The sequence below is a fragment of the Bacillus sp. AFS088145 genome (assembly GCF_002564465.1).
GTDB lineage: Bacteria > Bacillota > Bacilli > Bacillales > Bacillaceae_G > Gottfriedia.
Window position 1 is genome coordinate 12202 of sequence record NZ_NUUX01000006.1, and the last position, 14839, is coordinate 27040.

Consider the following 14839-nt stretch of genomic DNA (forward strand, 5'->3'; position numbering starts at 1 on the left):
AAACTTTAAACAGGGAGGCAGTGCCATTGAAACTAAAATCGGGAATAGGTAAATTTTTTCTAGTATTATTTTCTGCTGTCACAATTACAGGATGTTCATCTAATCAAGACACAGGTACGAAAACAAATGGACAAGCAAATGATTCAAAAGGAGGAAGCACGCTAGTAATTGCTCGGTTATCAGATGCCGAAAATTTAGATCAGCAATTTATGTCTACAATAAATGCAGCAAGCGTTACCCATCATAAAATTTATGAAGGTTTAGTTCAGCGGGATAGTAATAACGAAATTCAACCAATGCTAGCAGAGTCATGGAATCAAATCAATGATAAAACTTGGGAATTTAAACTACGACATGATGTAAAGTTTCACGATGGTACACCATTTAACGCAGAGGCTGTAAAGAAAACATTTGATCGTTTATTAGATCCTAAAGTTGCTTCACCAAGAGCTGTTGTATTCAAAATGGTAAAAGAAGTTAAAGTAGTCGACGAATATACAGTTCAATTTATTTTAAGCGAGCCATTCTCACCACTTCTTTCAATTTTAGCAAATCATGAAGGTGGAATTATAAGTCCTAAAACAATTGATAAATATGGTAAGAACATTATTCAAGAACCAAACGGAACAGGTCCATTTAAATTTAAATCATGGTCCCCAGGACAGGATATTATACTAGTTAAAAATGAAGATTACTGGGGGAAAAAACCAAAGATTGACAAGGTTGATTTCAAGGTTGTTCCAGAAGACTCAACAAGAATTTCAATGATTGAAACAGGAGAAGCCCAAATTGCAGAACCACTCCCAATAGCAGTTATGAATCAAGTTGAATCATCCTCTGCTATGGAAGTATACCGAAGTGAAGGTTACGGAACTGAATATATCGGATTTAATGTAACAAAAAAACCGTTTAATGACGTACGTGTACGTAAAGCAATCGCTCATGCAGTTGAAATGGATTCGATTATTAAAGGTGTATTTAACAATGTTGGTAAAAAAGCGAATTCAGCAATGGGCTCAAAAGTATTCGGATACGATGATCAATTAAAAGCATACAATTACAATTTAAAAGAAGCAAAAAAACTATTAACAGAAGCTGGATATCCAAATGGATTTGATGCAACGATCCTAACGATGGATAGTAAAGAACGAGTTAATTTAGCAGAAGTTATTCAATCGCAATTAAAAGGAATTGGCATTAATTTAAAAGTACAAGTAATGGAATACGGTTCGTTTGTTGAAAAAGTAAATAAAGGCCAATCAGAAATGTTTATTATAAGCTGGAGAAACGCAACAGGAGATGCTGATTACAATCAGTACAACCTATTCCACTCAGACTCGCGCGGACCTGCCGGAAACACATTCTTCTATAGCAATCCAAAAGTTGATGACTTAATTAATGCTGGAAGAAAAGAAAAAGACGAAGCAAAACGTAAAGAAATCTACGCTAAAGCACAAGAAATTGAAATGGATGATTCACCTTATATTCCTGTAAGAGTAATAGAAAATGTCGCTGCAATCTCGAAAAATGTAAAAGGCTTCTCAATCAGCCCTTCAGGTTATTTAGAGATTAACGATGTAACAATTAAATAATCTGATTTTTCTGCAAGTGGAGGTTCATCCTGATTTAGGGGTGAACTTTCTTTCTTGTAGAAGTAAAACGATAACTTACTTAGAACAGGTACTAGGGTAACGAGTTCATGAGGAAGTAAAACAGCAAAAAGAAGGAACTAACTTACTCATAAGGTGTTCATGAGTAAGTAAAACAACAAAAAAATGAAAATAACTTCCTCATAAAGGGTTCATGAGTAAGTAAAACAGCAAAAAGAAGAAAATAACTTCCTCATAAAGGCTTCATGAGTAAGTAAAACAGCAAAAAGAAGGAACTAACTTCCTCATAAGGTGTTCATGAGTAAGTAAAACAACAAAAAGAAGAAAATAAAATCCTCATAAAGGGTTCATGTGTAAGTATAACAGTGCCTTAAAGATAAACTTTTCGGTGATGAATAAGTTGATTGGAGCGGATGTTACTCGACTCCTAGGGGATATGCATGAAGGAAGGCTTAGATTTCGCAGGAACGAGTAGCCCGAGCTCACCTCCCATGGAAAGCGAGCATCCTATAGTGGAAAACAACCAACGCACACTTATTTAACAACAACACTCAAAAGATTTACTTTACATTGATTGACTTAGGCAATTAGTAAAAATACCTTAAAAATATGTAAATATACTAAAATCAAAATATTTCAAACACACTTATAATTAAAATAGAATCAAAATTTAATGTGGGATGGAAGGGTGAGGATATTGTCAAAATCGTATTGGTTAACAAATGTGAGTCTGGAAAATGGTTTTACTTATAATGACAATGAAGTTATCAACGGAACTGCAACTGGAAAGTACAATGTTAAAATTGAAAATGGAAAAATTGCTTCTATTCAAGTAGTTAGTGATTTAATTACAGATCAATTGCCTCAATATGATGTGCAAGGCCTTCTAATGGTTCCTTCATTTAAAGAAATGCACATTCATATTGATAAAACTTATTATGGTGGACCATGGAAAGCGTGTATGCCAGCAACAAATGGTGTAAAAACACGTATTGAAGAAGAGCAAATTTTGTTGCCAAAATTATTACCAACTGCTAAAGAAAGAGCAGAAAAGATGCTAGATCTATTATTAAGTTACGGTACGACTCACATTCGTACACATTGTAATATTGATCCAGTTATCGGATTAAAAAACTTAGAAGCAACGCTGCAAGCTTTAGAAGGATATAAAGATAAATTAACACATGAAATTGTTGCATTTCCACAACACGGACTTTTAAGAAGTCACTCTGTCGAACTAGTAAGAGAAGCGATGAAATATGGAGCAAATCTAGTAGGTGGTGTTGATCCAGCTTCAATCGATGAAAACATCGAACGTTCTCTTGAGACGATTATGGAAATAGCAGTTGAATCAAATTCTGATATCGATGTTCACTTACATGATCCAGATCATCTTGGATTATTTACAATGCAAAGATTAGCAACATTAACTGAAAAAGCTGGATGGCAAGGAAGAGTTACAGTAAGTCATGCAAGTGGATTAGCTGATCTTTCTGTTCCAGATGCTACTGCGATTGCTGAGAGATTTGCTGATTTAGGAATTTCAATTACTTCTACGGTTCCAATTTTTAGAACAATTCCAATTCCTTTACTAAGTGAAAAAGGTGTAAAAGTTGAACTAGGTAATGACAGCATTACTGACCATTGGACGCCATTTGGAATCGGAGATAATCTTGAAAAAGTTGGACGACTTGCTGAAAGATTTAGATACATTGAAGAAAAAACACTTGCTAATAGTCTTGGATTTATTACAGGCGGAGTAACTCCTTTAAATAATGAAGGTGAAAAAGCATGGCCAAATGTAGGAGATGAAGCAAACATCGTACTTGTAGAAGCTACTTGCTCAGCTGAAGCAGTTGCGAGACGAGCAAAACGAGCTGCAGTTATTTTTAAAGGTAATGTTGTAAGTGGTTCAATTTCAAATCTTGAATCAACAACAGTTTAAGTTTTATTAAAGAGAGTGATGAGATGAATCAATCATATTGGCTTAAGAATGTAAAACTTGATAGCGGGTTTGTATTGGAAGATGGAAAAATTGATAGTACTGAGACTACTCTTTACAATTTACTAATTAATGATGGGAAAATTGAACAATTACAATTGGCTAATGTTCCATTACAAACAGATCTACCAGTTCAGGACGCAAAAAATTTACTGGCTTTACCTGCTTTTAAAGAAATGCATAATCATTTAGATAAGACTTATCTTGGAATTCCATGGAAGGCTTGTATTCCTGCTGCAAATTTAGTAGAGAGATTAAATTTAGAAGCAGCCGAACTTGTTGAATTAGCAGAAACAGGTCAACATCGTGCTGAACAAATGCTTCATCTATTATTAAAAGGTGGGGCAACCCATGTTCGAACACATGTTAATATTGATCCGTTTATTGGTTTGAAAAATTTAGAAGAAATTCAAAAAGCACTTTACACTTATAAAGATAAAATGACCCATGAAATTGTTGCGTTTCCTCAGCATGGATTACTTCGCACAAATAGCAAATCATTTATGAAAACAGCGATGAGAGAGGGAGCAACGATTGTCGGTGGATTAGATCCTGGTGGTATTGATCAAAATATTGAACTTTCATTATTTGAAATGGTTGATCTAGCAGTACAGTTTGATGCTGATATAGATATTCATATTCATGACCCAGGCCATCTTGGTTTTTATACTATACAAAAACTAGTTTCATTTATTGAACAAGCTGGTTGGTATAATCGCGTAGCAGTAAGTCATGCATTTGCGCTAGGTGACGTACCGAAAAATGAATCAGTTGAAATGGCTAGCAAACTAGCAAGCTTAGGCGTATCAATTATGTCGACTGTTCCGATTAACAGAGTAATGCCTCCTGTTGATTTACTACATTCAAAAGGAGTACAAGTTGCTTTAGGTTGTGATGGTTTCTATGATTCTTGGTCTCCACATGGAACAGGAGATATGTTAGAAAAAGCAGGCAGATTAGCTGAGAGATATAATTGGAAAGATGAATACGGACTTTCTCAAACATTGCAATTTATCACGGGTGGGTTAAGGACTCTTGATGAAAAGGGTAACCAGTTATGGCCAAATGTAGGAGATGAAGCAAGCATGGTTTTAGTAGATGCATCATGTTCTGCAGAGGCTGTAGCAAGACGTGCAAAACGTGCTGCTGTAATTGCTAATGGAAATATTGTTTATGGTGGACTGAATTACGAATCAGTTTTGAAATAAAGTAACAATTGAATAAAAGAAGGGGTGAAATTCATGAAATCTAGCTATTGGTTAAAAAATGCTCGATTAGAAATTGGGTTTGAAAAAGAAGACGGCAAATTGGTCGGTACTGCTACTGAATTATTTCATCTTTTTATTGAAAATGGAAAGATCACTCGAATAACAAAAGAAGAAACGGATATTACTAGTGAATTTGCTGTTCAAGATGCAGACGGTTTACTAGTTTTACCTTCATTTATTGAAAAGCATGTACATCTTGATAAAACGTTGATGGGTGATGTATGGAGAGCTTGTACTCCAACTTCTAGTGTGATTGAACGATTTGAATATGAAAAAATGGCCTTACCGACGATTGCATCAAGTACGAAGGAGCGGGCAGAAGCTTTACTTGAAATCCTTTTAGCTTCAGGATCTACACATGTGAGAACGCATGTTGATATCTACCCAGAGGTTGGAATAAGAAATTTAGAGCAAGTCGAACAAGCATTAGATAATTATTCAAATCGACTTAGCTCCGAAGTTGTTGCATTTGCTCAGCATGGATTATTGAGGTCAAATGCTTTCAATTATGTCAGAGAAGCTTTAAGAAATGGAGCAGGAATTGTTGGCTCAGTTGACCCTGCTATTGTAGACCAAAATATTGAAGAGTCATTATACCAACTATATAATTTAGCAGTTGAAGCTGATGCAGATATTGATATACATTTACACGATCCAGGTCATCTAGGCTCATTTACGATGAAGCGCATAGTAGAATTTACTAAACAAGCAGGCTGGGAAGGTAGAGTAGCAATCAGTCATGCATTTGGGATAGGCGATATCCCAAGGGAAGAAGCGTTTGAGCTGGCAAACAGCTTTAGAGACGCTGGAATTTCGATTGTTACAAGTGTACCTATTAATAGACAAATGCCTCCAGTTGATTTACTGAATGAACGAGGTGTTGAAGTAGCTGTGGGTAATGATAATATTTTTGATGTTTGGTCGCCACTCGGAACAGGCGATATTCTTGAAAGAGCGGGAAGACTAGCTGAACGCTTTAGATGGATTGATGAAGTATCATTAGCACAAACATTAAAATATATTACAGGTGGAAAAACTCCATTAGATACTGATGGGAACCAAGTATGGCCCAAAATAGGAGATTCTGCAAATCTAGTATTAGTAGAGGCAAGCTGTTCAGCCGAGGCTGTTGCAAGACGCGCAAATCGTAAAGCAGTTATATATAATGGGAAAATTGTTAGTGGTTCATTAAGTGAAGAAAGATTGATTCGTAAATAAATAGAACAATTAGAATCGGATAGGAAAAAGCTAAGTGGGTTTTTAGCTAATCCCACTTAGCTAATGTTAAAAAAGGATGCCAAAAAGCCTCCCCAAGGAAAATAAACATCCAAACAATTGACTATAAACTACCTTATCCTGTCCGAAAAAAATAGGAACATAGCTTAGAAAAAGCCTAAATATTAGAAGATAAAGGATCTCTAGAATTTTCTAGATTTCCTTTTTCATTTTTTCACATTAAGAAAGGATAAATTGGGAACTAGGAAGATTATTCGACGAGTTTTCTTTAAAATAATTCGAGAAAGCAGGCTGTAAAATGGTTCGTTCTTACCTATTATTACTATTTTGTGTAATCTGTTGGGGAAGTAATTTTATTTTTGGTTCAATACTAGTAAAAGAGTTTTCACCAATATTATTGTCAGCGTTAAGATTGTGCTTTATCTTACTATTTATGGCTTTCTATGCATTAATGAAGAAAAAGTGGAAAAAGATTAAGACAAAAGATTGGTTTATGATTGTTTTACTAGGGTTAATTGGTACTTGTATTAATCAATGGTCATTTTATTCCGCTTTAGAAACAACCCATCCAACAACTTCTGCATTAATACTTGCGCTTGCTCCTCTTACTACATCTTTTTTAGCTTCAATATTTTTAAAGGAAAGACTAACAAAAGGTTTTGTATTAGGTTCAATTATAGCTTTTATAGGTGTCTTTTTTGTAATTACTAACGGACAAAAGCTTCAAATTACGATTGGCTTGATTTGGATTTTTCTAACTATGCTCACGTTTTCAATTTCAATTATTATGATTAAAAAGCTAACGGTAAACTATGAATCCACGACGATTACGCTTTACTCGAATTTTATTGGTTTTGGAGGTTTATTACCAATTGCGCTTTTATCAGAAACAACTGGCGAGTTGAGTAAGGAAGCGATGCCTTGGATCCTATTAATTGTAACAGCAATTGTTATGCATGGGATTTGTACTTTAATTTGGAATCATCAAATTCAAATTGTTGGAGCATCAAAAGCGGCTATGTTTCTTAACTTAGAACCTTTTGTTGCAATGCTAGTTGGCTTGATTGTTTTAAAAAATAATATTACTTCATCTCAACTTTTTGGTGGAGTACTCATTATTATTGGTGTTTTTCTTTCAACTTCATTAAAATGGAGAAAGGCGATTAAAGACCCAGTCTATATAAAAGACACAAAGAATTTTTAAGCAAGAGGAGGAGGAAACTATGAAAAACGCGAGGGTTTCTACTACTCTTTTTTCATCGGTTCAATGGCTATTTTTTATTTTTGCGAATACGATTGTAGTCCCCATTTCAATAGGAGCTGCAATTCATTTGCCTTCAGATGTTATCGAAAGTACGATTAGAAGTTCACTAATCTTTACTGGTATTGCATCTGTTTTACAAGGATGGATTGGTCATAAATATCCGGTCATGGAGGGGCATTCTGGTTTATTATGGGGAGTTATGCTGAATTTAGGATTATCAGCCTCTGCTTTTGGGTTAAGTTATACAGAAATTGGAGGAGGAATGGCAACAGGATTTATTGCAGCAGGTATTGTTACATTACTTTTATCTGCATTCAATTTGATTTCCTTTCTTCAAAAAATATTTACCCCAATGGTTATGACAGTTTATTTATTCTTACTTTCATTTCAGCTCATATTTGTATTCTTTAAAGGAATGCTTGGAATTACGAGTAAAGGTGAAATCAGTATATCGATCAGTATACTTTCTGTATGCATCGTATTATTTGTAAGTATTTTAAAATTAAAAGGTTCTCGTATTATCAGCAATTTTTCAATATTAATTGGCATTATCGTAGGGTGGTTATTCTACTCGATTTTATTTGGATCAGATGCAAAAGAAGTAGGGGCAGCAAGTGCTCATTTTTCATTATTCCCTTTAGGAGCACCTAATTTAGAAATAGGTATAATTGCGATTTCATTTTTTGCAGGAATTATGAATTTAAGTAATACATTTGCATCAATTAAAGCTGCGTCTGATTTATTAAAAGAAGAAGCAAGTACAAAACAATATCGTTTTTCACTATTTTTCACAGGCAGCTTCACAATTATTGCTGCATTATTTGGAATTGTACCATACACTCCATTTACATCATCACTTGGATTTTTGCAAAGTACACAAATATATGAAAGAAAACCATTTATCTATGGGGGAGCACTGCTAGCAATAATTGGCGTACTTCCACCATTAATTTCATTTTTAGCAACTATGCCTGTAACAGTTGGAAATGCAGTACTATTTGTCGCATATCTTCAATTGTTTGGAACAGCATTTAGTAGTACAAATGGAAAAGTATTTACATCAGATACAATTTTTAGACTGGCAGCCCCAGTTTTAGTAGGAGTAAGCCTGATGAATATTGCTCCTGGAACATTTGGAAATCTACCAATGATTGTTCAACCATTTTTAACAAATGGACTGATTATGGGTGTAATTCTTTCAATAATATTAGAGAAATCAATTAACTGGAATCAGTTTGAGAAGGTAAAAGGATAAAAAACGGCTCGGGGAAAATATGCCCGAGCCTATTTAAGTGCGGTATTACTTCTAATCGCTCGTTCCAATTAGATTAAACACCCTATTGCAACTAACGCATTTGATAATTGAACAAATGATAGACTGTCTTTAATTGGATGGAAAATTGGAGACGTGAGTTATTCACGTCTCTATTTTTTGTTAAAATAGTTTCACTTCTAAAATCTATTTTATTCTAGGTTTTCCAGTTGAACGTCTAACAATTAAATGAGGTTTAATTGTAGTAGATACAGGATTAATTTGTTTTTCTTTATTTTCAATTAAATTAATTAGATGTTCCATAGCGAGATTTCCTAGAGATTGACTTAAATGAGTTCCCACTGTTGTTAATTGAATAGATGCATGGGCAGAAAACTCGATATTGTCAATTGCACCAATGCTGATATCTTCCGGTATTTTAAATCCTTTACTAAGTAGGAAATCCATACATGTTAAAGCGATTGCATCTGTGGCAGCGACAATGGCTGTTGGATATTCTATACCTGAAAATAACTCTTTACAGGCTTGTACGATGGATTCTACACTTGTATCGGTTGTTTTTATCCACTCTTCGCGAACCGCTATTTTATGTCTACTAGTCTCCATTTTAAATCCTTCTAAGCGACCATAAAAAGTAGAGGCTTGTAGCGATCCACCTATATAGGCTATATTCTTATGCCCTATTTCTATCATATGATCTGTAATTAGTTCACCGGCTTTTATGTTATCAATCTCAAAATAGTTTGTTCCACACGAATGCTTTCGATTGAACGTCACATACGGTTTGCCTTCCAAACTTTCTAAGATGGGAAAAATAGAATCATTCAATAAAATAGAGGACATTATGATTCCATCAACTGGGGCACTTAAAACTTGGTTGTAAAGCATTTTATCGTTATCTATTTTATGGAAATAAACGAGCACGTTATATCCGTTTCTTGCTGCAATAGTTACAATTCCGCGAGTAGATTCTTCATAAAATGGATCGTGACTATGTCCTGTGATTAACGCAATCATGTTGGTTTTTTTTTTCACGAGATTTCTAGCAATCATATTAGGATGGTAATTTAATTCTTTAATTGCTCTCTCTACTTTCGCTACTGTAGATTGTTTGATATTTTTAGAACCATTTAATACGCGAGAAACAGTAGATTGAGAGACTCCAGCTAACCTCGCAACATCGTGGGATGAAACCAAATAAATCACTCCAAGCTCATAGAATATAAAATTGAAATAATAGTCAATTAATTTTAAAAAAGCAATGAATACGGCTGATGTACGAATTCCTCTTACTCCCAAAAACAAAATAAACTGTGGAAGATTTAAGAGACTTTTCCTCATTATAGCAAATAAAAAAGAATTTGATTAGGATTTTTATGAGAATTAACGTGTATTTTTGACTACGTATTCATAGAAAGAGAATGAATACAGAATTATCATTTAGATTAAATCGCCAAATATATTGATGAAAAAGGATTCAATCGGATGTATTCTTACAGAAATCACCATAATTTGCAATGATACTTTGATAATTAGGAAATTTTTTAGGTTTTTTAGTCGGAAGGTAAAATTTACAAAATACTAAATAGTAAAAATTGTTTGACACTTATTTATTTGGAAGTTTATTATTAATACGTATTCATAAATTAGGAGGGAAACATGAAACAGAATCTTTGGGTTAACGGACTACATATGGAAACAGAACATTATTCAGAATTACTTTCTCCCTATTCAAGTGAAAAGATTGCAGACATTTCAATAGCGAATAAAGAGCAAACTCAAAAAGCAATACAAGCAGCTTATGATGCTAAAGAAGTAATGGCTAAAATGGCTGCTCATCAACGAGCAGCCATTTTAGAGAAAGTTTCGCAACTTCTTGAAGAAAATTTAGAAGAAGCGGCGAAAGTAATTGCTCTTGAATCGGCTAAACCGCTTATCTTCGCTAAAGCAGAAGTAATAAGAACGATTGAAACTTATAAATTTGCATCAGAAGAAGCTAAACGAATTCATGGAGAAACAATCCCCTTTGATGCGGCAGTTAGTGGTGTGGGAAAAATAGGCTACACCGTCCGAAATCCAATTGGTGTTATTGGGGCTATTACTCCATTTAATTTTCCCATGAATTTAGTTGCACATAAAGTGGGACCTGCTATAGCTTCAGGGAATACCGTAGTATTAAAGCCAGCTTCACAAACGCCACTTTCTGCATTTTATGTAGCTGACTTATTCAAAAAGGCAGGTCTCCCTGACGGTGCGTTAAATATTGTCACGGGACCAGGTGGAGTGGTAGGTGATGCTATTGTAGAAAGTGATCAAGTTAGTATGGTGACTTTTACAGGAAGCTCTTCAGTTGGAATTGCACTTCGGGCGAAGGCGGGGCTTAAGAAAACAACTCTTGAACTAGGTTCAAATGCGGCATTAATCATTGATGAGGGCATTGATGTAAAGAAGACTATTGATCGTTGCTTAATGGGTGCATTTTCTAACCAAGGACAAATATGCATCTCTTTACAGCGTATATATGTACACGAAAAAATCTATGATGAGTTTGTTTCGCAGTTTGCAGAAGCGGCTAGCAAACTTAAACTAGGTGACCCTCTAAATCCTGAAACATATGTTTCATCTCTTATTTCACCGAATGATCTAGATCGTGCTTTAAGCTGGATTGAAGAAGCAAAAGCACAGGGTGCGACTATTGCATCTGGTGGCAAAGCACAAGGTAATATCCTCGAACCGACAGTTATTTTAGATGTAACGAGTAACATGAAAGTATCGTGTAATGAAGTTTTTGCTCCAATTGTTTCAATTTGTAAAGTATCATCAGTAAACGAAGCAATCGATGCTGTGAATGATTCCCGATATGGGCTGCAAGCTGGAATATACACAAATAATGTTTCCAATGCACTGAAAGCAGCGGACGAATTGCATGTTGGTGGAGTGGTTATTAATGATGTGCCAACATTCCGTGTTGATCAAATGCCATATGGCGGCGTAAAAGAAAGTGGAACAGGACGTGAAGGATTGAAATATGCAATTGAAGAGATGACTGAAATGAAACTGGTTATATGGCATAAAGGATAAATCACATGCAACGACTAAAATGATATTAATTTTTTTAGTATATCGCTTAGCTTTATTGTTTTTTTAGACGGTATACGTTTTTGGGCTTATTTATCGGTTCTCATACTAAAGTTTGAAATGAGGGTATAGGTAATTATAAATAATGTCATGCTTAACCCCTATTTAAAAAAGATACAGTATTTGAAAAAGCAACTATCAAAGAGAAATTATTATAAAAATGGAGGAATCAAAAGATGGGTAAGCAACTAACCTCAAAAGAATGGCAAGAAAAACGCGATAAATATGTAGTAAAAGGAGTTAGTAATGGAAATCGAGCAATCGCTGTAAAAGGCAAAGGAGCGACACTATACGATTTGGAAGGAAAGAAGTTTATTGACTTCGGTGCGGCGATCGGAACAATTAACGTGGGGCATTCACATCCAAAAGTAGTAGCAGCTATACAAGAACAAGCAGAAAAGGTCATTCATCCTGGTTTCAACGTCATTATGTACCCGTCATACATAGAAATTTGTGAAAAATTGTGTGAAGTATCACCAGGAAATTTTGCGAAAAAAGCAATTTTACTAAACAGTGGTGCTGAAGCAGTTGAGAATGCTGTGAAAATCGCAAGAAAATATACAAAACGCCAAGCAGTTGTCACATTTACTCGCGGATTCCACGGCCGTACATTAATGACGATGACAATGACGAGTAAAGTAAAACCATATAAACTTGGTTTTGGTCCATTTGCACCAGAAGTATATCAAGCACCATATCCATATATGTATCGTAAGCCAGATGGCATGACTGATGAACAATACGAAGCAGATGTGATTGCACAGTTTGATCAATTTTTTGTGGCAACAGTTGCACCAGAGACTGTGGCGTGTATTGTTATGGAGCCGATTCAAGGAGAAGGTGGATTTGTTATACCACCAAAATCATTTGTAAAACATGTGCGTGAATTTTGTTCAAAACATGGTATTTTGATGGTTGCTGATGAAATTCAAACAGGTTTCGCAAGAACAGGAAAATTGTTTGCGATGGAGCATTTTGATATTGCAGCTGATCTTATGACTGCTTCTAAATCTATCGCAGGTGGTATGCCACTAAGTGCTGTTATCGGTAAGGCAGAAATAATGGATATGGCAGATCCTGGTGAATTAGGTGGAACATACTGTGGAAATCCACTTGCTTGTGAAGCAGCATTAGCAGTATTAGAAGTTATTGAAGAAGAACAATTATGTGAAAAAGCAAAATGGATTGGAGAAGTGCTTGAGAGCCAAGTGAGAAAATGGCAAGAAAAGTACAACTTCATTGGAGAATTCCGCGGTCTTGGAGCAATGTGTGCAGTAGAGATTGTAACAGATCAAAAATCAAAAACACCGAATAAAGAACTTACTACAAAAATTGCAAAAGCAGCAAACGAAGCTGGGCTTCTATTACTTACTGCAGGTCTAGATGGAAATATCATTCGTTTTTTAAGCCCATTAGTGATAACAGAAGAGGAGCTTAGCGAAGGTCTTGCCATTTTAGAAAACGTTTTAGAAAACGTATTAGTTTATTGTTAAAATTTTGTTGAAACTGAACGTTCAATTGTTTTCATATGTTCAAACTTTTTAAGAGTAACTTCCGAATGTGGAGTTTAATAGGACATGCTCGAGTCTTTTAAAAAAAGGTTTTTATAAATAGTTTTATATTAACAAAAAAAGGATAGGGTGAATATGGAGAATCAAAACAAAGGTTTACAACAAAATTTAAAGAACCGCCATATTCAGATGATTTCAATTGGGGGAATCATTGGGGCTGGTTTATTCGTAGGTAGCGGGAATGTTATTCATAGTGCAGGTCCATCAGCAATTGTTGCTTATGTAATAGCGGGAGTATTAGTTGCACTTCTTATGAGAATGTTAGGAGAAATGGCTGCAGAGAACCCAGATAGTGGATCGTTTTCAACGTATGCAAAAGAGTCGATTGGCCCTTGGGCAGGTTACACGATTGGATGGTTGTATTGGTTTTTTTGGTTGATTACAATCGCAATCGAGGCGATTGCAGGTGCAAATATTATGAATTCATGGTTCCCAAGTATTCCATTATGGGGCTGGGCTTTAATTCTTACATTTGCTCTTACACTCACCAATATTTTATCAGTGAAAACATTTGGAGAGTTTGAATATTGGTTTGCCATTACAAAGGTAGTGGCGATTTCAGCATTTATGTTATTAGGTCTAGCGATTTTATTTAAATTTATTCCCACAATTCAATCTCCGGGATTATCAAATTTGACACAGCATGGCGGATTTTTCCCTAAAGGTGTGAGTGCAATATTAGGTGGGTTTATGACGGTTATGTTTGCATTTTTTGGATCTGAAATTGCTGCGATTGCTGCTGGTGAAACAAAAGATCCTCAAAAGTCTGTTGTTACTGCTATTAATTCTGTTGTTTGGCGTGTAGCATTGTTCTACATTGGATCAGTTACTATTTTAGTTTTATTAATGCCTTGGAATGACGCGAAATCGTTAAGTAGCCCATATGTAACGTTGCTTACAAATTTAGGGATTCCTGGGGCTGCAACAATCATGAAGATTGTTGTACTTTTTTCAGTACTTTCTTGTTTGAATTCAGCACTTTACACGAATTCTCGCATGCTATATTCGTTAGCAAAGCAAGGAAATGCTCCGAGAATTTTTACAAAAGTAAACAAAGGTGGATCACCATATTTGGCGGTCTGGGCAAGTTCAGCTTTCGCCTTTCTAGCTGCAATTTTTAACTTTATTTCACCAGATAAACTTTTTTCATTTCTACTGAATGCATCAGGTTCAATTGCTCTTCTAGTGTATATTGTTATTGCAGTCTCGCATTTAATAAAGAGAAGAGAAGCTGAGAAAAAAGGTAAAGTATTACGATTAAAAATGTGGGGTTTCCCATATATAACTTACATTTCCATCATCGCAATGGTCGTAATTTATTTCTCGATGTTCTTTATGAGTGGTCTTCGCTCACAATTCTATTTAACATCTTTAATTACAGTTTTAGTAATTTCTTCATTCTTCATTTTTAAAGTTGGAAAGAAAGAGAAAGTTGAATCAAAACATGAAGAATTGATTATAAATAATTAATGCATGT

The 14839-nt window shown here is 35.0% G+C and carries 10 protein-coding genes; 9 read left to right on the top strand and 1 reads right to left on the bottom strand.

Annotated elements, in window-relative coordinates; translation table 11 throughout:
- The first annotated feature begins 26 nt into the window (after positions 1–26).
- The 6 genes from COI44_RS03150 (at position 27) to COI44_RS03175 (ending at position 8635) form a co-directional block, all read left to right on the top strand.
- Positions 27–1592 (top strand): glutathione ABC transporter substrate-binding protein, encoded by a 1566-nt coding sequence (locus tag COI44_RS03150; protein ID WP_098426622.1) that lies wholly within the window; start codon positions 27–29, stop codon positions 1590–1592.
- Between the two features lie 691 nt (positions 1593–2283).
- Entirely contained in the window at positions 2284–3555 is a 1272-nt protein-coding gene (locus COI44_RS03155) for an amidohydrolase family protein (RefSeq protein ID WP_142329213.1), read from the top strand.
- A 23-nt stretch (positions 3556–3578) separates the two neighbouring features.
- Positions 3579–4820, top strand: coding sequence for an amidohydrolase (locus COI44_RS03160; RefSeq protein WP_098426624.1), 1242 nt, complete (start codon positions 3579–3581; stop codon positions 4818–4820).
- Positions 4821–4853: 33 nt separating this feature from the next.
- Positions 4854–6098: an amidohydrolase gene (locus COI44_RS03165; RefSeq protein WP_098426625.1), complete on the top strand. Its 1245-nt coding sequence runs from the start codon at positions 4854–4856 to the stop codon at positions 6096–6098.
- A 316-nt stretch (positions 6099–6414) separates the two neighbouring features.
- On the top strand, positions 6415–7320 hold the full coding sequence (locus COI44_RS03170; RefSeq protein ID WP_098426626.1) for a DMT family transporter: 906 nt from the start codon (positions 6415–6417) through the stop codon (positions 7318–7320).
- A 19-nt stretch (positions 7321–7339) separates the two neighbouring features.
- A complete protein-coding gene (locus COI44_RS03175) occupies positions 7340–8635 on the top strand; it encodes a uracil/xanthine transporter (protein ID WP_098426627.1) in 1296 nt (431 codons plus the stop codon).
- A gap of 204 nt (positions 8636–8839) precedes the next feature.
- On the opposite strand, the gene COI44_RS03180 is transcribed toward COI44_RS03175, so the two are convergent.
- Positions 8840–9850 (bottom strand): LacI family DNA-binding transcriptional regulator, encoded by a 1011-nt coding sequence (locus COI44_RS03180; RefSeq protein WP_179886992.1) that lies wholly within the window; start codon positions 9848–9850, stop codon positions 8840–8842.
- A gap of 462 nt (positions 9851–10312) precedes the next feature.
- Here COI44_RS03180 and COI44_RS03185 point away from each other — a divergent pair, with 462 nt between their 5' ends.
- The 3 genes from COI44_RS03185 (at position 10313) to COI44_RS03195 (ending at position 14832) form a co-directional block, all read left to right on the top strand.
- Complete coding sequence (locus COI44_RS03185) at positions 10313–11734, top strand: aldehyde dehydrogenase family protein (RefSeq protein ID WP_098426629.1); 1422 nt, start codon at positions 10313–10315, stop codon at positions 11732–11734.
- A 233-nt stretch (positions 11735–11967) separates the two neighbouring features.
- The gene (gene gabT, locus COI44_RS03190; RefSeq protein ID WP_098426630.1) at positions 11968–13284 is read left to right on the top strand and encodes a 4-aminobutyrate--2-oxoglutarate transaminase; all 1317 of its coding nucleotides are present in this window, start codon (positions 11968–11970) and stop codon (positions 13282–13284) included.
- A 153-nt stretch (positions 13285–13437) separates the two neighbouring features.
- Positions 13438–14832 (top strand): amino acid permease, encoded by a 1395-nt coding sequence (locus tag COI44_RS03195; RefSeq protein WP_098426631.1) that lies wholly within the window; start codon positions 13438–13440, stop codon positions 14830–14832.
- Positions 14833–14839: the final 7 nt, after the last annotated feature.